The sequence below is a fragment of the Variovorax sp. F042 genome (assembly GCF_057814215.1).
Genome location: NZ_JBVASX010000003.1, coordinates 434,621 through 455,091, shown reverse-complemented (window position 1 = coordinate 455,091; position 20,471 = coordinate 434,621). Strand labels below are relative to the sequence as shown.

The following is a 20,471-nucleotide window of genomic DNA, read 5'->3' as shown; positions in this document are numbered from 1 at the left end:
CCGATCTCGCATGACACGCCGATCTGCACCCTCGCGCACCAATGCGGCGCAACCGCCCGTCCGTTTCGGTCCGGCGCCCCACAACGCCTGGACGCTCGCCGGCGGCCGGGTCAGCCTCGTGCGCTCCCCGAAGCGGCCACGGCCCGTGCAGATGCCCGCCGAGCCGCAGCCGATCGAGTTCGACCTGGCGCGCAGCGCGCTCGTCGTGATCGACATGCAGAACGACTTCTGCCATCCCGAGGGCTGGTTCGCGCAGAAGGGCATCGGCATTCGCGCGGCGCGCAAGCCCATTCCGACCATCGCGCGGCTGCTGCCGGCATGGCGCGCGGCTGGCGGCGGCGTGGTGTGGCTCAACTGGGGTATTCGCGCGGACCGCCTCAACCTGTCGCCCACGGTGCAATTCAAGGGCAAGCGCAGCGCAGACGGCGTGGGCTATGCGGAGCATTCGCCCATCGACCACGGCCCGTCGCTCGTGCAGGGCGAGTGGGGTGCGCAGGTGATCGACGAGCTGGCTGTAGCGCCCGGCGACATCACGGTGCACAAGCACCGCCTCAGCGGCTTCTGGGACAACGAGCTCGACAGCGTCCTGCGCCAGCAGGGCATCACGACGCTGCTGTTCGCGGGCATCAACACCGACCGCTGCGTGTTCTCGACGCTGCAGGACGCGAACTTCCTCGGCTACGACTGCGTGTTGCTGAAGGACGCGTGCGGCACCCCGTCGCCGGCCTACGTGACGCGCGGCATTCATTTCATCGTGCAGCAGCTGCACGGTTTCGTTGCAACCGCCGAGTCGCTGCTCGCTTCGCTTTCCTCACTCTCCAAGAAACGCTAGGAGTCCTCCGCATGCCGCTGTCCTTCTTCGCCAACTCGCGCCTCGTGCGTTCGCTCGCTTCGCTGGGCGCTGCCGCCGGCCTGGCCCTGGCGGCCGTTTCCGCCGCCGCGCAGGTGCCGGTCAAGCTCGTGCTCAACTGGAAGTACGAAGGCCCGCAGGCCTGGTTCTTCGTCGCCCAGGACAAGGGCTACTTCAAGGCCGAGGGCCTCGACGTCGAGATCGACCAGGGCGAGGGCTCCGCGGCCTCGATCCCGAAGGTGGCGGCGGGCGCCTACCAGGCCGGCTTCGGCGATCTCAACGCACTGGTCGACCTGGCATCGAAACGCCCGGCCGATGCGCCGGTGGCGGTCTACATGCTCTACAACACGCCGCCCTTCACGCTGGTGGTGAAGGAGGGCAGCCCCATCAAGACGCCCAAGGACCTCGAAGGCAAGACCATCGGCGGCCCCGCCAACGACGGCGCGCTGAAGCTGTTCCCGGCCTTCGCCAGGATCGCGAAGGTCGATGCGTCGAAGGTAAGCATCACCAACATGGCGCCCAACCTGCGCGAGCAGATGCTCACGCGCGGGCAGATCGACGCCGCCTTCGGCTACGTCACCACCGTGAGCTTCAGCGCGAAGGCGATGGGGCTCGATCCGGCGAAGGACCTGCGCTTCATCCGCTACGGCGACCACGGCATGGACCTGTATTCGAACGCCGTGTTCTTCTCGCGCGTCTTCGCCCGGGACAACCCCAAGGCGGTGCAAGGCTTCGTGAAGGCGCTGAACCGCGCGGTGAAGGAAGTCATTGCCGACCCGGACATGGGCATCGACTACGTCATGAAGCGCGAGCCGCTGCTCAAGCGCGAGGTCGAGAAGGAAAAGCTGCTCGCCACGCTGCGCAACGACATGAGCCACCCGGAGGTGGCCCGCATCGGCCTGGGCGACGTGGACGACGCGCGATTGAAGAAATCCATCGACATCGTGGTGGACGCCAACCAGCTGCCGCGCACACCGGCGCCTGCCGAAGTGTTCGACCGCAGCTTCCTGCCCGCGCGCGCCGAGCGCCCCTCCAAGACTTTGAACTGAAAGCGAGAAACGACATGGAACTGCAACTGAGAGACAAGGTGGCGCTCATCACCGGCCCGGCCAAGGGCATGGGGCGCGCCGTGACGCTGGCCTTTGCCCGGGAAGGCGCGAAGCTGGTGCTGGCCGGGCGCGACATCGGCGCCATCGAGCCTGTGGCCGAAGAGGCGCGCGCGCTCGGCGTCGATGCGGTCGTCGTGCCCTGCGACCTGACCGTGGGCGCGCAGACCGAGGCACTGGCCGCGCATGCGCTGGAGGCCTTCGGCCGCATCGACGTGCTGGTCAACGTGGCCGGCGGCTCGGGCCCGATCGGCAAGACCGGCTGGGAAACCACGAGCGAGGAATTCGACGAGATCGTGCAGCTCAACATGACCGGCTGCTTCAACACAATGCGCGCCGTGCTGCCCTCGATGATCGAGCGCAGGAGCGGCAAGGTGGTGAACGTCGGCGGCACCTTCGGCATGCGCGGACGCGCCGGCCGTATGGCCTACTCGGCCTCGAAGTGGGGCCTGCGCGGCATCACCAAGAGCTTTGCGCTGGAGGCCGGCCCGTACGGCATCAACGTGAATTGCGTGGCGCCCGGCATGGTCGACGGGCCGCGCTTTCGCGAGAAGGTGTGCGCCAACATGGCCGACAAGCTCGGCATCACGCTGGAAGAAGCGATGACGCGGCACGCGGCCGACTATGCGCTGCGCCGCGTCTCCACCGATGCCGACGTTGCCAACGCCTGCCTCTTCATGGCGAGCGATGTGTCCCGACAGATCACCGGCGTCGACCTGCCCGTCGACGGCGGCTGGGCCATGCTCTGAGGAGACCGGCATGAAAGAAGTCGACCTCGTCATTCGCGGCGCGCGCGTCGTGTCCGCAGACCAGATCATCGAAGCCAGCGTGGCCATCGCAGGCGAGCACATCGTGGCCGTCGGCCATGACGACACCATGCCGCCGGCGCGCGAGGAGATGCGCGCCGACGGGCTGTTCCTGCTGCCGGGCGCCATCGACAGCCACGTGCATTTCCGCGACCCGGGCTACCCGAACAAGGAAACCTGGAAGACCGGCTCGGCCGCCGCCGCGATGGGCGGCGTGACCACCGTGTTCGAGATGCCCAACACCAATCCGGCGACGGGCACCGTCGAGGCCCTGCGCCTGAAGCTGAAGGCAGCCGAGTCGTCGTATTGCGACTTCGGCATCCACGGCCTGTTGGGCGACGATACGGTCGAGCGGCTCGAAGAACTGCTCGACGCCGGCGTCACCAGCTTCAAGGCCTTTGTCGGCAACACCTTCGGCAACCTGCCCGCGCCCACCGATGGTGCGTTGCTCGAGGGTTTCGAGAAGCTCGCCCCGTTGGGTATCCGCACCGTGGTGCATGCGGAGAACTCGTCAATCCTGCAGCGCCGCCAGAAGCAGATGCAGGCCGCCGGCCGCATCGACGCGATGGCGCACCTGGCCGCGCGCCCGGCGGTGGCCGAGATCGAAGCCATTGGCCGCGTGCTCACCTTGGCCGAGTGGACCGGCGCGCGCGTGCACATCGCGCACCACAGCGCGGCCGATTCGCTCTTCCTGCTGCGCGAAGCCAAGCGCCGCGGCGTCGACGTGACGGCCGAGACCTGCCCGCAGTACCTGCTGCTGAACACCAGCCACATGCTGAAGCTCGGCGGCGTGATGCGGCTCAACCCGCCGATCCGCGAGGCGCGCCACAACCAGCCGCTGTGGGACGCGCTGCTCGACGGCACGCTCGACATGATCGCTACCGACCACGCGCCGCACACCCTCGAAGAGAAGACCCGCGAGAGCATCTGGGACTGCGACTGCGGTTTTCCAGGCGTGGAGACGCAGATGCCGCTGATGCTGACCGAGGTGAACCGCGAGCGCGCCACGCTGATGGACTACGTGCGCTGGAGCGCGGTGAACCCGGCCAGGGCCTGGGGCCTGTATGGCACCAAGGGCGTGATTGCACCGGGTGCGCACGCCGACATCGCGATCGTCGACATGCAGCGCGCCGGCACGCTGTCGCAGAACCGGCTGCAGAGCATCAGCAAGATATCGCCGTGGAACGGCCGCGCGGTGAAGGGCTATCCGCTGCACACGCTGCTGCGCGGGCGCTTCGTGATGCGCGAAGGCAAGCTGGTGAGCGATGCGGTCGGCTGGGGGCGCACGGTGAAGGGTGTGCAGAAGATGCCCACTCCGAAGCCGCGCAACACCGAGCACTACAGCAGCGCCATCCTGCAGACGCCGGCCGGCGTGCCTGCGACGGCCGTGCCGGTGGGTGCAGTGGATTGGAGCGCCGCATGAACGCGGGCCGCGTGCAGCAGGTGCAGGTATGGCGCATTCCGTGCAACGGCCCGGGCGACCTGAGCGGCGCCAGGGCGCTGATCGATGCGGGCGAGATCGTCGCGGCCGACATCGTGGCCGTGATGGGAAAGACCGAAGGCAACGGCTGCGTCAACGACTTCACGCGCGAGTACGCATCCAGTGCCTGGTGCCATCTGCTGGCGCCCGCGCTGGGTTGCACGCCCGACGCGGTGCATGCCCGCGTGGCGCTGGTGATGTCGGGCGGCACCGAGGGCGTGCTGTCGCCGCACTTCACGGTGTTCACGCGGCGCTGGGTGGCCGAAGCGCCGGCTGGCCTGGGCAAGCGCCTCGTGGTCGGCGTCGCGCACACGCGCGCCTTCCTGCCGGAGGAATTGGGCCGCACCGCACAGGTCGACGCCACGGCCGAAGCCGTGGCCGAGGCCATGCGCGATGCGGGCATCGAGAGCGCGGACGACGTGCACTTCGTGCAGGTCAAGTGCCCGTTGCTTACCGCGGCCAAGGTCTCCGCCGCGCTGGCACGCGGCGCCGCACCCGTGACCCACGACAGCTATGAGTCGATGGGCTATTCGCGCGGCGCATCGGCGCTCGGTGTGGCGGTCGCGCTTGGCGAAGTCGCGCGCGAAGAGGTCTGCGATGCCAGCGTGATGAGCGATTGGCGGCTGTTCTCCGCGCGCGCATCGGCCTCGGCCGGCATCGAGCTGGAAGACAACGTCGTCATCGTGCTCGGCGAGGCGCAAGGCAGCGCGTCGGCGTTCCGCATCGCCCATGCGGTGATGCGCGATGCGATCGACGCCGCGAGCGTGCGCGCCTTGCTGCGCGATGCCTTCGGGCTCGACCCGGAGCGCGATGCGCAGGCCTTGTCGGCGCGGCTCGTGAACCTGCTCGCGAAGGCCGAGGCCAGCCCCGACGGCCGCGTGCGCGACACGCGCCACACCATGCTCAACGACTCCGACATTCACTCGACGCGCCATGCGCGTGCCGTGGTGGGCGGTGTGCTGGCCTCGGTGGCCGGCCATACGGCGCTGTACGTGTCGGGCGGCGCCGAGCACCAGGGGCCCGCGGGCGGCGGCCCGGTGGCCGCGATCCTGCGGGTGGACGACACGGACTCCACATTTTCCTGAAGGACCTCATGGGCAACGCATTCATCCAACTGTCCGACGTGATGCTGCGCTATGGCGGCGGCACCATCGCGCTGGACCATACGACGCTGGACATCGAGAAGGGCGACTTCGTTGCCCTGGTGGGCCCGAGCGGCTGCGGCAAGTCGACCATCCTGAAGCTGGTGGCCGGCCTGCTGAGGCCGAGTGCGGGCGCGGTGATTGCCGGCGGGCGCGAGGTGGGCGCGGCCGGCACGCTGGCCCCGGCGGGCGCGCATGCGTCGACAGCACCGCGCCTTCGCATCGGCCTCGCCTTCCAGAACCCGACCATGCTGCCGTGGCTCACGATCCGCGAGAACGTGATGATCCCGCTCAAGATCGTCGAGCCCTTCCGGCAGCACTACCGCAGCAAGAAGCGCGGCGAATACGCCGAGCGCGCCGATGCGCTGCTGGCGCAGGTGGGGCTCAAGGGCTTCGGCGACAAGCGGCCGTGGCAGCTGTCGGGCGGCATGCTGCAGCGCGCCTCGCTGTGCCGTGCGCTCGTGCACGAGCCCGAACTGCTGCTGCTCGACGAGCCCTTCGGCGCACTCGACCAGTTCACGCGCGAGGAGCTGTGGGACATCATGCAGACGCTGTGGATCGCCAAGCGCCCGACCGTGCTGCTGGTGACGCACGACCTGCGCGAGTCGGCCTACCTGGCCAACCGCATCTGCGTGATGAGCGCGCGGCCGGGGCGCATTCTCGAAACGCGCGACGTGGGCTTCGCGCGGCCGCGCACGCTGGAGAGCAGCTATGCGCCCGAGTTCGCGGCGCTGGTGCAGCAGCTGCGCATGCGCATCGCGCAGGCGCGCCGCGAAAGCGATGCGGTGCCAGTACCGATGCTGGTGCCGCCCGGGAATGTGCTCGAAGAGGTGGCCGCATGATCGCGCCGCTCGCACGGCAGCGCCTGCTTTCCGCGGGCGCGCTCGTCGGCTTCTTCGTGCTCTGGGAGGTGGTGTGCCTGGCCTTCGGCGTGTCCGACCTGATCCTGCCGCGCCCGAGCCAGATCGCGGCGGTGTTGATCCAGAAGATGCCGCTGCTGTGGCCGCACACCGTGCAGACGCTCTACACCACGCTCGCCGGCTTCGTGCTGGGCGTGGGAGCGGGCATCGTCATCGGCGTGATGATCGGCTCTTCGAAGCTGGCCTACGACGTGACCTATCCGCTGCTGGTGGGGTTCTCCAGCATTCCGAAGGTGGCGGTGGTGCCGCTGTTCGTGGTGTGGTTCGGCGCGGGCACGGTGCCGGCGATCCTGACCTCGATGGTGATCAGCATCTTTCCGGTGGTGGTCAACGTGGCCACCGGCCTCGCGAGCACCGAGCCCGAGCTGGAGGACGTGCTGCGCGTGCTCGGCGCGAGGAAGCGCGACATTCTCTGGAACGTGGGCCTGCCGCGTGCGCTGCCCTACCTGTTCGCCTCGCTCAAGATCGCGATCACGCTGGCCTTCGTGGGCACCGTGCTGAGCGAGACGGTCGCGTCCAACCAGGGCATCGGCACGGTGATGATGATCGCCAGCGGCAACTTCGATGTGCCGATGGTGTTCGCCGGGCTCTTCCTGCTTGCTGCGATGGGGGTGGCGCTGTATGCCGTCTCGTCGCTGGTCGAGCGGCGCATGACGGGCTGGGCCCAGCGCAAGACCGACATGGCAATGGCATGAACGACATGAGCGATCTCGTCCGTATCACCGCCGGCGGCCTGCGCTTCGTGGCGCAGACGCACCCCGACGCGCCGCTCACCGTCGCGGCTTTCCGCCGCCTGCTGCCTTACCGGCAGAAGCTCATTCACGTGCGCTGGAGCGGCGAAGGCTGCTGGGTGCCGCTGGGCGACTTCCAGCTGGGCGTGGGCTTCGAGAACCACACTAGCCATCCGTCGGTGGGCGACATCCTGTTCTACCCCGGCGGCTACAGCGAGACCGAGATCATCCTGGCCTACGGCGCCTGCAGCTTCGCCAGCAAGATGGGCACGCTTGCGGGCAACCACTTCCTCACCATCGTCGAAGGGCGGGAGCAGTTGCGCACGCTCGGCACCAGGGTGCTGTGGGAAGGCGCGCAGGACGTTCTCTTCGAAGCCATCTGATTCAACCCACGGGAGCCTCGCATGTCCTTTCCAGTATCCCGCCGCGCAGCGGTCGTCGCGGTGTCCGTCGCATTGGGCGCATCGCTCGCGGCGCTTCCGGTGCGCGAAGCACGCGCCCAGCAGCTCACACCCATCAAGTTCGTCCTCGACTGGAAGTTGCAGGGCATCCATGCCTGGTACTACCTCGCCGAAGACCGGGGCTACTTCGCCGCGGAAAAGCTCGCGGTGACGATCGACCAGGGCGACGGCTCGGCGGCGGCCGTGACCAAGGTGATGGCCGGGGCCTACGACGCGGGCTTCGGCGACGTGAATGCGGTCATCCAGAACGCGGCCGCCAAGCCCGGTGCCGCGCCCGTGATGGTCTACATGGTCTACAACCGCGCGCCGTTCGCGCTCATCGTGAAGGCGGGCAGCCCCATCAGGACCCTCAAGGACCTTGAGGGCCGCACGCTGGGCTCGCCGGCCGGTGGTGCCGCGCAGCGCATGTTCCCACTGATGGCGGCCCGCAACGGCGTGGACGCGGGCAAGGTCAAGTGGACCAGCATGGCACCCAACCTGCAGGAGCAGATGCTGCTGAAGGACCACGTCGAGGGCTCGGCCGTGTTCTCGGTGACCAGCTACATGAACCTGGTGGCGCAGGGCGTGGACCCGGACAAGGACATCCGCTGGTTCCACTACGGAGACCACGGCGTCGACCTGTACGGCAACGGCGTGCTGGTGTCCCGCCAGTTGCTCAGGGACAAGCCGCAGGCCGTGGCCGGGCTGGTGCGTGCCGTCAACAAGGCGGTGCGCGACACCGTGGCCGACCCCGACGCGGCCATTGCCGCGTTGATGAAGCGTGAGCCGCTGCTCAACCAGGCGCTGGAGAAGCGGCGCCTGCTCTACACGCTTCGCACCGTGATGCTGACGCCCGAGGTTGGCACCGGCGGTATCGGTGACGTGAACGACGCGCGCATGACGCGTGCCATCGGGCAGGTGAAGGAAGCGTTCGAACTGGCGAATGCACCGACCGCAGGCGAGGTCTTCGACCGGCGCTTCCTGCCGCCGCTGGCGGAGCGCAAGATCGCTGCGCCCTGAACGCCCACCCGACTACGAAGGAAACGCCATGTCCGCTCGCATGCACGAAGGCCCGCTCGACTGCGCCTGGCTGCTGGCCGATCCCGGCGCGCAGCCTGCGCAATCGGATGTGCGCATCGAGCTGGAGGACGGCTGCATCCGGTCGATCGCGCCGCTGGCGGAAGAGGCCGTCGCCGGCACGGGCACGCCGCGCCTGCTCGCGCTGCCGGCGCTGACCAACGCGCACGATCATGCGCGCACCTTCCGCAGCGCCACGCTGGGCGCCTTCGACCAGCCGCTCGAAGGCTGGCTGCCGTTCCTGGGCGTGGTGCCGGGCATGGACCCGTACCTTTGCGCCGCGACCTCGTTCGCGCGTTCGGTGCGGCATGGCGTGGCGAACCTGATGGTCCACTACACGCGCGTGCAGGGCGGCATGGCCTATGTCGACGAGGCCCGGGCGGTGGCGCGCGCGGCGCGCGACGTCGGCGTGCGCATCGGCTTCGCCATTGCCATGCGCGACCGCCACGGCATTGCCTACTGCGACGACGCGAGCGTTCTGGCGGCGCTGCGCCCCGGCATCCGCCATGCAGTGGCCGAACGGCTGGCGGTGAAGCCGGTGGCGCCCGCGCAGCAGCTTGCGCTGGTCGACGAGGTCGCGCGCATGGTGGAAGAGGACGACCATGGCGGCCACGCGACCGTCCAGTACGGCCCGACGGCGGTGCAGTGGTGCAGCACGCCGCTGCTCGAGGCAATTGCGCAGGCATCGGCCGACACGGGCCGGCCCGTTCACATGCACCTGCTCGAAACGCGCTACCAGCGCGACTGGGCCGATGCCAACCACCCCGGCGGCATCGTCCGTTTTCTCGACGACATCGGGCTGCTGGGCCCGCGCCTCACGCTCGCGCACTGCGCCTGGGCGCGGCCCGAGGAACTGGCGCTGATTGCCGAGCGCGGCGCGACGATCGCGGTCAACACCAGCTCCAACCTGGGGCTCAAGTCGGGCATTGCGCCGGTGCCCGAGATGCTGCGGCACGGATGCCGCGTGGCCATGGGCCTGGACGGCATGGCCTTCGACGAAGACGACGACGCGCTGCGCGAGATGCGGCTGGCGTACTCGCTGCACCGCAGCTGGGGCTACGACACCACGATGACGCGCGACCAGCTCTGGGCCTTTGCCGCGCGCAACGGTCCGCGCAGCGTGCGCGGCGGGCTGGCTGGCGGCGGCAGCATCGTGCCCGGCGCCGCGGCCGACTTGGTGTTGCTGGACTGGGATGCGCTCGACGACGACGCGCTTTTCGCCGAGACGGATCCGCTCGACCTGCTGTTGGCGCGCGGCAACGGCAGCCACATCGCCAAGGTGCTGGTCGGCGGGCGCGTGGTGGTCGATGCGGGCCGCGTGCAGGGCATCGACGAGCCCGCGCTGCGCGCCGAACTGCTGGCACGCATGCGCGGCGCACTGGCGGCGGATGCTGCTGGCGCCCTGTCGTGGCGCGGGACCGTCAAGGCGCTGGCCGAGGACCTCGGGCCGTTCTATCGGCGCGGGCGGATGGGTGGCTGCTGCGGCTAGGCCGCGCCTTACAGCTTGAAGTCGTAGTCCACCGTGATCGGCGCGTGATCGCTGAACTTCACGGTCTTGTAGATCTGCTCGGTACGCGCCAGCGCCGCGGTCTTCGGCGTGGCCAGGTGGTAGTCGAGCCGCCACCCCACGTTGTTCGCATAGGCCTGGCCGCGGTTGCTCCACCAGGTGTAGGCATCGCCGGTGGTGTCGGGCTTGAGCATGCGGTATACGTCGACCAGGCCGGCGCCCTCGGCACCGGCGTCGAGCAGCTTCGTCATCCAGGCGCGTTCTTCGGGCAGGAAGCCGCTGTTCTTCTGGTTGCCGCGCCAGTTCTTCAGGTCGATCTCCTTGTGGGCGATGTTGATGTCGCCGCACAGCACGAACTCGCGCTCCTTCTTCAGTGCCACCAGGTGCGGGAAAAAGCCTTTCAGGAAGCGGAACTTGGCCTCCTGCCGCTCCTCGCCCGAGCTGCCGCTCGGGAAGTAGCAGCTGATGACCGAGAACTTGCGCTTGGGCGTGTCGAAGCGCAGTTCGAGGTAGCGGCCCTCGGCGTCGAACTCGGCGTCGCCCCAGCCCACCACGACCTGGCTTGGCTTGTGCTTGGTGTAGATGGCGGTGCCGGCGTAGCCTTTTTTCTCGGCGAAGTGGAAATGGCCCTTGAGGCCGGCCATTTCCTCGAACCGGCCTTCGATGTCGCTGGCCTGGACGCGGATCTCCTGCATGCAAATACAATCCGGCGCAAGTTCGGCCACCCAGTCGGCCACGCCTTTGGTAGCGGCCGAACGCAGGCCATTGAGATTGAGACTGGTCAGTTTGAACACAAGGAATTCCCGATGGCTGTAGATGGTGAGAAAAGCAGCGCGGTCGCACAGGACTTCGTCCAGTTTGCGTTGGATGCCGGCGTGCTGCGCTTTGGCGAATTCAAGACCAAGGCCGGTCGGATGAGCCCCTATTTCTTCAATTCGGGGCTCTTCGACGACGGCGGCAAGATCGCCCGGCTCGCCGGATTCTATGCAGACCGGCTGATCGAAAGCGGGCTCGAATTCGACATGATCTTCGGCCCCGCCTACAAGGGCATTCCACTGGGCGCCACGGTAGCCGCCGAGCTGGCCCGGCGCGGGCGCAACTACCCCTTTGCCTACAACCGCAAGGAAGCCAAGGCGCACGGCGAAGGCGGCAACCTGGTGGGTGCGCCGCTCAAGGGCCGTGTGCTGATCGTCGACGACGTGATGTCGGCCGGTACCGCGGTGCGCGAGTCGATCGCGGCGATCCAGGCAGCGGGCGCCACGCCGCATGCAGTGGCCATCGCGCTCGACCGTCAGGAAAAGGCCACCGAGAACGGTGTCGACGTAAACCACAGCGCCGTGCAGTACGTGCGCAACCAGCTCGGCCTGTCGGTGATTGCCATCGCCACGCTGGACGACCTGCTGAGCTACCTCTCGGGCAACGCCGCTGCCGACCTGGGCGCGCACCGCGAGCGCGTGCTGGCCTACCGCACGCGCTACGGCGCCACCAGCTGAGGCAAGGGCGCCCATGCACGACGCACGCGACGATCACGGCAAGCCGATCCGCCTGCTGGCGTCGGCTTCTTTCTTCCTGGCGGTTTCTTCGTTCTGCGGCGCCTTGCAAGCGCAACCGCAGAAAGTGGAAGGCGCCTCCCCCGGCATCTATACCTGCACCGATGCCCGCGGCCGCACGCTGACGGCCGACCGGCCGATTGCCGAGTGCACCGACCGCGAGCAGCGCGAGTTGAACCCGAGCGGCTCGGTGCGCCGCAAAGTCGAGCCCACCTACACCGCGCGCGAGCTGCAGGAGCGCGAAGACCGCGCCCGCGAAGCCGCCATCCAGACCGCGCGCCTGACCGACGAGCGGCGCCGTGAACGTGCGCTGCTGGTGCGCTACCCGAACCTCGCCACGCACGACCGCGAGCGCAGCGAGGCGCTGGCGCAGATCGATGCGGTGACCCAGGCGGCGCGCAAGCGCATTGCCGAGCTGAGCGAAGACCGCAAGAAGATCGACGAGGAGATGGAGTTCTACAAGCAGGACACCAGCAAGGCGCCGGGCGCGGTGCGCCGCAAGCTTGAAGACAACACCCAGAGCGTGGCGGTGCAGAACCGCTTCATTGCGGAGCAGGAAGAAGAGAAGAAGCGGGTGAATGCGCGCTTCGACGAAGAGCGCACGCGTCTGAAGACGCTCTGGTCGCCGCAGAACGGCGGTAATCCCCGCTGATGAACCTGCCGGGGCCTTGCACCAAGGCCCCGGTTTCCTGCCATCAGCCCAGCTTGGCTTTCAGCAGCTCGGTGACCTGCGCCGGATTGGCCTTGCCGCCGCTGGCCTTCATGACCTGACCCACGAGGGCATTGAGCGCCTTCTCCTTGCCGCCGCGGTATTCCTCGACGTTCTTGGCGTTCTTCGCGATCACTTCGTCGAGGATCTTGTCGAGCGCGCCGGTGTCGTTCATCGGCTTCAGGTCTTTGGCCTCGATGATCGCGTCGACATCGCTGCCTTCGCCGGTCCACAGGGCTTCGAACACCTGGCGCGCGGCGTTGTTGGGCAGCGTGCCGTCGGCGATGCGCTTCACCAGCTGTGCCAGTTGCTGTGCCTTCACCGGTGCGGCCTCGATGCCGATCTCGGCGGCGTTCAGGCGGCGCGCCATCTCGCCGGTGATCCAGTTGCTGGCGAGCTTGGGCGTGGCGCCCGCGTTCACGGCTTCGTCGAAGTAGGCGGCGAGCGCAGCGCTCTGCGTGAGCTGCGCCGCGTCGTATTCCGACAGGCCGTGGTCGCGCACGTAGCGCTCGGCCATCGCGCGGGGCAATTCGGGCATGGTGGCCTTCACGCGCTCGATCCAGTCGGCGGCGATGACCAGCGGGGGCAGGTCGGGGTCAGGGAAGTAACGGTAGTCGGCCGAGTCTTCCTTGGCACGCATCGCGCGCGTCTCGCCTGTGTCGGGGTCGAACAGCACGGTGGCCTGCTCGATCTCGCGGCCGTCCTCGATCTCTTCGATCTGCCAGCGGATCTCGTAGTCGATCGCCTGCTGCATGAACTTGAAGCTGTTCAGGTTCTTGATCTCGCGGCGCGTGCCGAGCTTGTCGCCGGGCTTGCGCACCGACACGTTGGCGTCGCAGCGGAAGCTGCCTTCCTGCATGTTGCCGTCGCAGATGCCGATCCACGTGACGATCTTGTGCAGCTCCTTCGCATAGGCCACGGCCTCGGCGGTGGAGCGCATGTCGGGCTCGGTCACGATTTCAAGCAGCGGCGTGCCGGCGCGGTTCAGGTCGATGCCGCTCTGGCCGATGAAGTCTTCGTGCAGCGACTTGCCCGCGTCTTCCTCGAGGTGGGCGCGCACGAGGCGCACAGTCTTCTGTTCTTCGCCGAGGAAGAACGAGACCGAGCCGCCCTGGACGACCGGGATCTCGAACTGGCTGATCTGGTAGCCCTTGGGCAGGTCGGGGTAGAAGTAGTTCTTGCGCGCGAACACGCTGCGCGGCGCGATGTGCGAGCCCAGCGCAAGGCCGAGCTTGATGGCGCGCTCGACGGCGCCCTTGTTCATCACGGGCAGCGTGCCGGGCAGTGCCAGGTCGACCGCGCAAGCCTGCGTGTTGGGCTCGGCGCCGAAGGCGGTGGAGGCGCGGCTGAAGATCTTGCTCGCGGTCGACAGCTGCGCGTGCGTCTCGAAGCCGATGATGACTTCATAGCCGCGCACCAGCGGGCCGGTCGGGCGGCCCTGTTGTTGTGCTTCGAATGTGTTCACGGTCTCGCTCATCTCAAAAGCCCTCCGGCGTGCGTGCGTGCCAGTCGGTGGCCTGCTGGAAGCGGTGCGCTGCGTTCAGCAGCTTCGCTTCGCCGAAGTAGTTGCCGATCAGCTGCAGGCCCACGGGCATGCAGCCGTCGAAGCCCGCGGGCACGCTCATGCCGGGCAGGCCGGCCAGCGAGGCGGGCAGCGTGAAGATGTCGGCGAGGTAGTCGGCCACGGGGTCGTCGCCGTGTTCGCCGAGCTTCCATGCGGTGGTGGGCGCAGCGGGGCCGGCGATCACGTCGCACTGTTTGAAGGCCTGCTGGAAGTCGTCGGCGATCATGCGGCGCACCTTCTGCGCCTGCAGGTAGTAGGCGTCGTAGTAGCCGTGCGAGAGCACGTAGGTGCCGATCATGATGCGGCGCTTTACTTCGTCGCCGAAGCCTTCGGCGCGCGTGCGTTCGTACATCTGCGTGAGCGCGCTTCTCTCTTGTTCGTCCTTCGGATCGTAGGAGGCTTGCGTGCGGTGCCCGAACTTCACGCCGTCGAAGCGGCTCAGGTTGCTCGAGGCCTCGGCCGCGGCAATGATGTAGTACACGGGAATCGACAGCTCGGTGCGCGGCAGCGTCACCTCGACACGCTTGGCGCCGAGCTTTTCGTACTGCGCGAGCGCCGCGTCGATGGCTGCGCGCACGCCGGGCGCCACGCCTTCGCCGAAGAACTCCTTCGGCACGCCGATGCGCAGGCCTTCGAGCGAGTCGTTCAGCGAGCGGCCGAAGTTCTCGGCGGGCTTGTCGAGCGAGGTCGAATCGCGGTCGAGGTCAGGGCCGCAGAAGGCCGACAGCAGCAGCGCGCAGTCTTCGGCCGAGCGGGCCATCGGGCCGGCCTGGTCGAGGCTCGACGCAAAGGCCACCATGCCGTAGCGCGAGGCACGGCCGTAGGTGGGCTTGATGCCGGTCACGCCGCAGAACGACGCGGGTTGGCGGATCGAGCCGCCGGTGTCGGTGCCGGTGGCTGCGGGAGCCAGGCGTGCCGCGACTGCAGCCGCGCTGGCGCCGGACGAGCCGCCCGGAATGCGCTCGCGGTTCCAGGGGTTCTGCACGGGCACGGCCTTGTCGTGGCCCACGGCGGGCACGGCGATGTTCTCGTTGGCCGAGCCCATGGCGAACTCGTCGCAGCTCAGCTTGCCGAGCGTGACCGCCCCGGCTTCGGCCAGGCGCCTGACCACAGTGGCGTCGAAGGGCGAGCGGTAGCCCGCGAGCATCTTCGAGCCGGCGGTGGTGGCGAAATCGGCGGTGACGAAGATGTCCTTGTGCGCGATCGGCACGCCGGCCAGCGCCGGTGCGTTGCCGGTGGCGATCAGTGCGTCGGCGGCGCGGGCCTGGGCCAGCGTGACTTCTTCATTGACGTCGACGAAGGTGCCGAGCGACTCGTGCGCCTTCATGCGGCCGAGAAAAACCTGCGAGGCCTCGACGGCCGAGACCTTGCGCTCGGCCAGCGCCTTGGCCAGCGCGACCACGCTCATCTGGTGCAATTCACCGCTGCTCATTATTCGATCACCTTCGGCACGAGAAACAGGCCGGCTTCGACGGCCGGGGCGCTCTTCTGGTTGGCTTCGCGGTTATTGGGTTCGCTCACCACGTCGTCGCGCAGGCGCAGCGTGATGTCTTCGAGCGCGGCAACCGGGTGGGCCAGCGGCTCGACGCCCGTGGTGTCCACGGAACGCATACGTTCGACTAAATCGAAAAAGCCGTTGATCTGGCTGAGCATGCGCTCGCTTTCATCGGAGGCAAGCTGCAGCCTCGCCAGAGAGGCAATGCGCTCGATATCGGAAGCGGAGAGTGACATAGGTCGGAACGGCCCAAAAAAGCGAAGGTAATCGCACGCCGAAGCGGGTGCTAATACAGGAATCAGAGGGGATTCGGGTATTATCCCGCCTTTGCCGCAACCCCCGCGAACGCGCCGGCTTTTGCGCCAAAAACGATCAATTCACCCCGTCAAACGACCCAAAAAATAGAGTGACGACCTGCCGATGCGCAGGCCGTACTCAGAGGAATTCCGCACATGTTTGGAGCTTTCCGTCGGTACTTTTCCACCGACCTTGCGATCGACCTCGGCACCGCCAACACCCTGATATTTGCCCGTAACAAGGGCATCGTGCTGGACGAGCCCTCGGTTGTCGCCATTCGCCACGAAGGTGGCCCCCACGGCAAGAAGGTGATCCAGGCCGTCGGCCGCGAGGCCAAGGCCATGCTGGGCAAGGTGCCCGGCAACATCGAGGCGATCCGCCCGATGAAGGACGGCGTCATTGCCGACTTCGTGATCACCGAGCAGATGATCAAGCAGTTCATCAAGATGGTGCACCCGCGCACGCTGCTCACGCCGAGCCCGCGCATCATCATCTGCGTGCCCTGCGGCTCCACCCAGGTCGAGCGCCGCGCCATCAAGGACGCGGCCGAAGCAGCCGGCGCCACCTCCGTCTACCTCATCGAAGAACCCATGGCCGCGGCCATCGGCGCGGGCCTGCCCGTCAGCGAAGCCTCGGGCTCGATGGTGGTGGACATCGGCGGCGGTACCACCGAAGTGGGCGTCATCAGCCTGGGCGGCATGGTCTACAAGGGCTCGGTGCGCGTCGGCGGCGACCGCTTCGACGAAGCCATCATCAACTACATCCGCCGCAACTACGGCATGCTGATCGGCGAGCCGACGGCCGAAGTCATCAAGAAGAATATCGGCTCGGCCTTCCCGGGCTCCGAAGTCAAGGAAATGGAAGTCAAGGGCCGCAACCTTTCCGAAGGCGTGCCGCGCAGCTTCACCATCAGCAGCAACGAAGTGCTGGAAGCCCTGACCGATCCGCTCAACAACATCGTCTCGGCCGTGAAGAACGCGCTGGAACAGACGCCGCCCGAGCTGGGCGCCGACATCGCCGAGCGCGGCATGATGCTGACCGGCGGCGGCGCGCTGCTGCGCGACCTCGACCGCCTGCTGGCCGAGGAAACCGGCCTGCCGGTGCTGGTGGCCGAAGACCCGCTGACCTGCGTGGTGCGCGGCTGCGGCATTGCGCTGGAGCGCATGGACCGTCTCGGCAGCATCTTCACGAGCGAGTAAAAGGCGAAAGCCATCATCGGCCGGCCTCTGCTTGCGCAGGCCGGCTTTTTGTTATTTGATTCCGCACCACCGCCGGGTCTGAATTCATGCCTCTGGGCACGCTCGATCGCACAGCGCCACCCCTGTTCAACCAGGGGCAGTCGGCGCTCAGCAAGCTGATCTTCTTCGGCGCGCTGTCCCTGTTCCTCATGGTGGCCGATGCGCGCTTTCACATCGTGCAGCCGATCCGCGCGGCCATCGGCGCGGTGCTCTACCCGGTGCAATGGGTGGCGCTGAAGCCGGTGCAGGCCGTGCTGGGGGGCGGGCGCTACCTCGAAGACCTGCAGACCGCGCAGCGCAACGAGGAAGACGCCCGCAAGGCGCTGATGATGCAGGCCGAACGAGCCGCCCAGGCCGACACGCTGCTGCAGGACAACGCCCGCCTGCGCGAGCTGCTCGAACTGCGCCAGACCACGGCCACGCCGGGCCGCGCGGCCGAGGTGCTCTACGACGCGGCCGACCCCTACACCCGCAAGATCGTCATCGACCAGGGCCTGACCCAGGGCGTGGCGCCCGGCTCGCCGGTGATCGACGCGCGCGGCGTGCTCGGCCAGGTCACGCAGGTGCTGCCCTTCACGAGCGAGGTCACGCTGGTGATCGACCGCGATCTTTCCATTCCCGTGCAGAACACCCGCACCGGCGTACGCAGCGTGGCCTTCGGCGACGCCTCGGCCCACGGCGGCGGGCTGGAGCTGCGCTTCATGGCCGCCAATGCCGACCTGCAGGAGGGCGACCTGCTCTCCACCAGCGGCGTCGACGGCATCTACCCCGCCGGCCTGCCGGTGGCGAAGATCGAGCGCATCGAGCGGCGCGCCGACTCGGCCTTCGCCCGCATCTACTGCGTGCCGCTGGCCCATGTGACGGCCGCGCGCTATGTGCTGGTGCTCGAGCCCACCGGCACGCCGGCCGCGCCGCCGCCTGCCGCGCCCGCCGCCACCCAGCGCAAGCGGCCTGAAGGCAAGCCCGGCGCGGGCAAGAACGAAAAGAAGCCAGCGGGAGCGCGCCCATGATCAAGCGTCCAGGCCAGCAGCAGCTCCTGCTGCCCGTCAGCCCGCTCTTCATGTGGAGCAGCCTCGTGGTGGCGCTGCTCATCAACATGATCCCCATCGGCCGCGCGGTCTGGATGCCCGACCTGCTGGCGCTGGTGATCGTGTTCTGGGGCGTGCACCAGCCCGCGCGCGTGGGCATCGGCGCGGCCTTCGTGTTCGGCTTGTGCATGGACGTGCACCAGTCGTCGATGCTGGGCCAGCATGCGCTGTCCTACACCACGCTGGGCTTCTTCGCGATCACCATCCACCGGCGCCTGCTCTGGTATCCGGTGCTGTCGCAGGCGCTGCAGGTGCTGCCGCTCTTTGCGCTGTCGCAGCTGATCGAGGTCGTCACGCGGATGATCGGCGGCGGCGTGTTCCCGGGGTGGACCGTGCTGATCTCGCCCGCCATCGAGGCTGCGCTGTGGCCGCTGGTCACGGCGTTGTTGCTCGCGCCCCAGCGCCGCACCCCGGAACCGGACGAGAACCGCCCCCTCTAAGCCCTGCCTGCCGCATTTGCCAAAAGCGACTGCACGCGCCTAAGCTCCCACCGCCATGACCGAAATCCGCAACGTCGCCGCCGACCTCGCGCGCTTCAAGCGCCGCGTGATCGTCATTGGCCTGGCGGTGCTCTTCGCGTTCAGCCTGCTGTGCGCGCGGCTGGTGTACCTGCAGGTCACGCGCCACGAAGACCTGGCCGAGCAGGCCGAGAGCAATCGCACGGCCGTGGTGCCGGTGGTGCCCAACCGGGGCCTGATCCTCGACCGCAACGGCATCGTGCTGGCCTCGAACTATTCGGCCTACACGCTGGAGATCACGCCCTCGAAGGTGAACGACGTCGAGGAAACCATCGACAGCCTGACCCAGGTGCTCGAAGTCTCGCCGCGCGACCGCCGCCGCTTCAAGCGCCTGCGCGAAGACTCGCGCAGCTTCGACTCCATTCCGATCCGCACCCGCCTGAGCGACGAAGAGGTGGCGCGCTTCGCGGCCCAGCGCTACCGCTTCCCGGGCGTGGAAATCAAGGCGCGCCTGTTCCGCAACTACCCGCAGGGCGAGCTGGCCTCGCACGTGCTCGGCTACATCGGCCGCATCAACCAGCGTGAGAAGACCGCGATGGAAGACTGGGACGAAGAAGACCAGGCCAACTACAAGGGCACCGACTATATCGGCAAGCTCGGCATCGAGCAGAGCTACGAGAAGACGCTGCACGGCCAGACCGGCGTCGAGCAGATGGAAACCTCCGCGGGCGGCCGCGCCGTGCGTCGCCTGGCCAGCCACCCGGCCACGCCCGGCAACACCGTGATGCTGTCGCTCGACATCAAGCTGCAGAAGCTGGTGGAAGACATGTACGGCGACCGGCGCGGCGCGCTGGTGGCCATCGACCCGAAGACCGGCGAGGTGCTGGCCTTCGTGAGCAAGCCCACCTTCGACCCCAACCTGTTCGTCGAAGGCATCGACAACGAGAGCTGGGCGGCGCTGACCGAGTCCCTCGACAAGCCGCTCCTGAACCGCGCCCTGCGCGGCACCTACCCGCCCGGCTCCACCTACAAGCCCTTCATGGCAATGGCGGCCTTGCAAACCGGCAAGCGCGGACCCAACGTGGTGGTGAACGACCCCGGCTACTTCAACTTCGGCGGCCACCGCTTCGGCAGCCCCGAAGGCAACCTGGGCGGCGTCGACATGCGCCGCTCGATCCAGCTGTCGAGCAACATCTACTACTACTCGCTGGCCAACGAGATGGGCGTGGACCTGATCCACGACTTCATGAAGCCATTGGGCTTCGGCCAGATCACCGGCATCGACCTGGGTGGCGAGGTGCGCGGCGTGCTGCCCAGCACCGAGTGGAAGCGCAACACCTACAAGCGTCCCGAGCAAAAGAAGTGGTACGCGGGCGAGACCATCTCGCTGGGCATCGGACAGGGCTACAACGCCTTCACGATGCTGCAGCTGGCGCAGGCCACGGCCATCGTGGCCGACGGTGGCTTGAAGCACAAGCCGCACCTCGTGCTGGCCACGCGCAATACCGTCAGCGGGCAGGTGGTGCCGCTGCCACAGCCGCCGGCGGAAAACCTCGGCTTCTCGGCGGCCAACGTCGCGGTGGTCCGCGACGGCCTGACCAGCGTGGTCACTGCCGGCACGGCGCGCGGCGTGTTTGCGGGCGCAGCCTACCAGGCAGCCGGCAAGACGGGCACGGCGCAGGCGGTAACGCAGGCGCAGAACACCAAGTACAACGCGCGCGCCCTCGAAGAACACCAGCGCGACCACGCCCTCTTCATGGCCTTCGCGCCCGTGAACGACCCGAAGATCGCCGTGGCCGTGATCGTGGAAAACGCCGGCTGGGGCGCAGGCGCCGCGGCCCCCATCGCGCGCCGGGTGTTCGACTACTGGCTTGCGAACCAGTACCCGAGCGAGGCCGACCTGGCGGCCATCAAGACCGGCAAGGCGACCGCGCCGATCGGCAAGCCGCGCGTGGCAAGTGAAGTGGCGTGGCCGGCGCCCGTGGCGACGCCCGCCACCGCGCCCTGATACCC

General features: G+C 68.0%; 20 protein-coding genes. 16 read left to right on the top strand and 4 right to left on the bottom strand.

Annotation, left to right across the window (positions count from 1 at the left end; all coding sequences use genetic code 11):
* Window positions 1-10 precede the first annotated feature (10 nt).
* The 10 genes from ACZYSP_RS14900 to ACZYSP_RS14855 are packed head-to-tail and all read left to right on the top strand — an operon-like array spanning window position 11 to window position 10,041.
* Window positions 11-832 (top strand): cysteine hydrolase family protein, encoded by an 822-nt coding sequence (locus ACZYSP_RS14900; protein ID WP_489014909.1) that lies wholly within the window; start codon window positions 11-13, stop codon window positions 830-832.
* Window positions 833-843: 11 nt separating this feature from the next.
* Window positions 844-1,899 (top strand): ABC transporter substrate-binding protein, encoded by a 1,056-nt coding sequence (locus tag ACZYSP_RS14895; RefSeq protein ID WP_093053504.1) that lies wholly within the window; start codon window positions 844-846, stop codon window positions 1,897-1,899.
* 14 nt (window positions 1,900-1,913) lie between these two features.
* Window positions 1,914-2,705, top strand: coding sequence for an SDR family NAD(P)-dependent oxidoreductase (locus ACZYSP_RS14890; protein ID WP_489014907.1), 792 nt, complete (start codon window positions 1,914-1,916; stop codon window positions 2,703-2,705).
* A 10-nt stretch (window positions 2,706-2,715) separates the two neighbouring features.
* Complete coding sequence (locus ACZYSP_RS14885; protein WP_489014905.1) at window positions 2,716-4,185, top strand: dihydroorotase; 1,470 nt, start codon at window positions 2,716-2,718, stop codon at window positions 4,183-4,185.
* The gene (atzD, locus tag ACZYSP_RS14880; RefSeq protein ID WP_093054231.1) at window positions 4,182-5,327 is read left to right on the top strand and encodes a cyanuric acid amidohydrolase; all 1,146 of its coding nucleotides are present in this window, start codon (window positions 4,182-4,184) and stop codon (window positions 5,325-5,327) included. Before ACZYSP_RS14885 ends, atzD begins: the two co-directional genes overlap by 4 nt.
* A gap of 8 nt (window positions 5,328-5,335) precedes the next feature.
* Window positions 5,336-6,226: an ABC transporter ATP-binding protein gene (locus ACZYSP_RS14875; RefSeq protein WP_426391119.1), complete on the top strand. Its 891-nt coding sequence runs from the start codon at window positions 5,336-5,338 to the stop codon at window positions 6,224-6,226.
* Entirely contained in the window at window positions 6,223-6,999 is a 777-nt protein-coding gene (locus ACZYSP_RS14870; RefSeq protein WP_093076753.1) for an ABC transporter permease, read from the top strand. Before ACZYSP_RS14875 ends, ACZYSP_RS14870 begins: the two co-directional genes overlap by 4 nt.
* A 5-nt stretch (window positions 7,000-7,004) precedes the next feature.
* A complete protein-coding gene (locus ACZYSP_RS14865) occupies window positions 7,005-7,418 on the top strand; it encodes a DUF3830 family protein (RefSeq protein ID WP_093054233.1) in 414 nt (137 codons plus the stop codon).
* Between the two features lie 21 nt (window positions 7,419-7,439).
* Complete coding sequence (locus ACZYSP_RS14860; protein ID WP_489014901.1) at window positions 7,440-8,495, top strand: ABC transporter substrate-binding protein; 1,056 nt, start codon at window positions 7,440-7,442, stop codon at window positions 8,493-8,495.
* 28 nt (window positions 8,496-8,523) lie between these two features.
* The gene (locus ACZYSP_RS14855) at window positions 8,524-10,041 is read left to right on the top strand and encodes an amidohydrolase family protein (RefSeq protein WP_489014899.1); all 1,518 of its coding nucleotides are present in this window, start codon (window positions 8,524-8,526) and stop codon (window positions 10,039-10,041) included.
* A gap of 8 nt (window positions 10,042-10,049) precedes the next feature.
* On the opposite strand, the gene ACZYSP_RS14850 is transcribed toward ACZYSP_RS14855, so the two are convergent.
* A complete protein-coding gene (locus tag ACZYSP_RS14850; RefSeq protein ID WP_093053526.1) occupies window positions 10,050-10,853 on the bottom strand; it encodes an exodeoxyribonuclease III in 804 nt (267 codons plus the stop codon).
* 12 nt (window positions 10,854-10,865) lie between these two features.
* Between ACZYSP_RS14850 and pyrE the strand changes: the two genes are divergently transcribed.
* Together pyrE and ACZYSP_RS14840 are read left to right on the top strand one after the other, a co-directional pair.
* Window positions 10,866-11,552 (top strand): orotate phosphoribosyltransferase, encoded by a 687-nt coding sequence (gene pyrE / locus ACZYSP_RS14845; RefSeq protein WP_093053529.1) that lies wholly within the window; start codon window positions 10,866-10,868, stop codon window positions 11,550-11,552.
* Between the two features lie 13 nt (window positions 11,553-11,565).
* Window positions 11,566-12,261 (top strand): DUF4124 domain-containing protein, encoded by a 696-nt coding sequence (locus ACZYSP_RS14840; RefSeq protein ID WP_176928763.1) that lies wholly within the window; start codon window positions 11,566-11,568, stop codon window positions 12,259-12,261.
* A 43-nt stretch (window positions 12,262-12,304) separates the two neighbouring features.
* On the opposite strand, the gene gatB is transcribed toward ACZYSP_RS14840, so the two are convergent.
* From gatB to gatC, 3 genes are read right to left on the bottom strand one after another with little or no spacing between them, the layout of a single operon-like run.
* The gene (gatB, locus tag ACZYSP_RS14835) at window positions 12,305-13,795 is read right to left on the bottom strand and encodes an Asp-tRNA(Asn)/Glu-tRNA(Gln) amidotransferase subunit GatB (RefSeq protein ID WP_093053532.1); all 1,491 of its coding nucleotides are present in this window, start codon (window positions 13,793-13,795) and stop codon (window positions 12,305-12,307) included.
* 1 nt (window position 13,796) lies between these two features.
* Window positions 13,797-15,314: an Asp-tRNA(Asn)/Glu-tRNA(Gln) amidotransferase subunit GatA gene (gatA, locus tag ACZYSP_RS14830; protein ID WP_489014897.1), complete on the bottom strand. Its 1,518-nt coding sequence runs from the start codon at window positions 15,312-15,314 to the stop codon at window positions 13,797-13,799.
* The gene (gene gatC, locus ACZYSP_RS14825) at window positions 15,314-15,613 is read right to left on the bottom strand and encodes an Asp-tRNA(Asn)/Glu-tRNA(Gln) amidotransferase subunit GatC (RefSeq protein WP_093053537.1); all 300 of its coding nucleotides are present in this window, start codon (window positions 15,611-15,613) and stop codon (window positions 15,314-15,316) included. Before gatC ends, gatA begins: the two co-directional genes overlap by 1 nt.
* 216 nt (window positions 15,614-15,829) lie before the next feature.
* Between gatC and ACZYSP_RS14820 the strand changes: the two genes are divergently transcribed.
* The 4 genes from ACZYSP_RS14820 to mrdA all read left to right on the top strand — a co-directional run bounded on the left by ACZYSP_RS14820 (window position 15,830) and on the right by mrdA (window position 20,466).
* Window positions 15,830-16,873, top strand: a complete 1,044-nt coding sequence (locus ACZYSP_RS14820) for a rod shape-determining protein (protein WP_007833435.1) — start codon at window positions 15,830-15,832, stop codon at window positions 16,871-16,873.
* A gap of 86 nt (window positions 16,874-16,959) precedes the next feature.
* Window positions 16,960-17,922, top strand: coding sequence for a rod shape-determining protein MreC (gene mreC, locus ACZYSP_RS14815; protein WP_489014893.1), 963 nt, complete (start codon window positions 16,960-16,962; stop codon window positions 17,920-17,922).
* Window positions 17,919-18,440, top strand: a complete 522-nt coding sequence (mreD, locus tag ACZYSP_RS14810) for a rod shape-determining protein MreD (RefSeq protein ID WP_093053544.1) — start codon at window positions 17,919-17,921, stop codon at window positions 18,438-18,440. The genes mreC and mreD overlap by 4 nt, the downstream gene beginning before the upstream one ends.
* A 55-nt stretch (window positions 18,441-18,495) precedes the next feature.
* On the top strand, window positions 18,496-20,466 hold the full coding sequence (gene mrdA, locus ACZYSP_RS14805; RefSeq protein WP_093053547.1) for a penicillin-binding protein 2: 1,971 nt from the start codon (window positions 18,496-18,498) through the stop codon (window positions 20,464-20,466).
* The last annotated feature ends 5 nt before the right edge of the window (window positions 20,467-20,471 follow it).

Excerpts from the sequence above, each read along its gene's own strand:
- ACZYSP_RS14900 (WP_489014909.1), top strand. The coding sequence starts at position 11 with ATGACACGCCGATCTGCACCCTCGCGCACCAATGCGGCGCAACCGCCC.
- ACZYSP_RS14895 (WP_093053504.1), top strand. The coding sequence starts at position 844 with ATGCCGCTGTCCTTCTTCGCCAACTCGCGCCTCGTGCGTTCGCTCGCT.
- ACZYSP_RS14890 (WP_489014907.1), top strand. The coding sequence starts at position 1,914 with ATGGAACTGCAACTGAGAGACAAGGTGGCGCTCATCACCGGCCCGGCC.
- ACZYSP_RS14885 (WP_489014905.1), top strand. The coding sequence starts at position 2,716 with ATGAAAGAAGTCGACCTCGTCATTCGCGGCGCGCGCGTCGTGTCCGCA.
- atzD (WP_093054231.1), top strand. The coding sequence starts at position 4,182 with ATGAACGCGGGCCGCGTGCAGCAGGTGCAGGTATGGCGCATTCCGTGC.
- ACZYSP_RS14875 (WP_426391119.1), top strand. The coding sequence starts at position 5,336 with ATGGGCAACGCATTCATCCAACTGTCCGACGTGATGCTGCGCTATGGC.
- ACZYSP_RS14870 (WP_093076753.1), top strand. The coding sequence starts at position 6,223 with ATGATCGCGCCGCTCGCACGGCAGCGCCTGCTTTCCGCGGGCGCGCTC.
- ACZYSP_RS14865 (WP_093054233.1), top strand. The coding sequence starts at position 7,005 with ATGAGCGATCTCGTCCGTATCACCGCCGGCGGCCTGCGCTTCGTGGCG.
- ACZYSP_RS14860 (WP_489014901.1), top strand. The coding sequence starts at position 7,440 with ATGTCCTTTCCAGTATCCCGCCGCGCAGCGGTCGTCGCGGTGTCCGTC.
- ACZYSP_RS14855 (WP_489014899.1), top strand. The coding sequence starts at position 8,524 with ATGTCCGCTCGCATGCACGAAGGCCCGCTCGACTGCGCCTGGCTGCTG.
- pyrE (WP_093053529.1), top strand. The coding sequence starts at position 10,866 with ATGGCTGTAGATGGTGAGAAAAGCAGCGCGGTCGCACAGGACTTCGTC.
- ACZYSP_RS14840 (WP_176928763.1), top strand. The coding sequence starts at position 11,566 with ATGCACGACGCACGCGACGATCACGGCAAGCCGATCCGCCTGCTGGCG.
- gatB (WP_093053532.1), bottom strand. The coding sequence starts at position 13,795 with ATGAGCGAGACCGTGAACACATTCGAAGCACAACAACAGGGCCGCCCG.
- gatA (WP_489014897.1), bottom strand. The coding sequence starts at position 15,314 with ATGAGCAGCGGTGAATTGCACCAGATGAGCGTGGTCGCGCTGGCCAAG.
- gatC (WP_093053537.1), bottom strand. The coding sequence starts at position 15,613 with ATGTCACTCTCCGCTTCCGATATCGAGCGCATTGCCTCTCTGGCGAGG.
- ACZYSP_RS14820 (WP_007833435.1), top strand. The coding sequence starts at position 15,830 with ATGTTTGGAGCTTTCCGTCGGTACTTTTCCACCGACCTTGCGATCGAC.
- mreC (WP_489014893.1), top strand. The coding sequence starts at position 16,960 with ATGCCTCTGGGCACGCTCGATCGCACAGCGCCACCCCTGTTCAACCAG.
- mreD (WP_093053544.1), top strand. The coding sequence starts at position 17,919 with ATGATCAAGCGTCCAGGCCAGCAGCAGCTCCTGCTGCCCGTCAGCCCG.
- mrdA (WP_093053547.1), top strand. The coding sequence starts at position 18,496 with ATGACCGAAATCCGCAACGTCGCCGCCGACCTCGCGCGCTTCAAGCGC.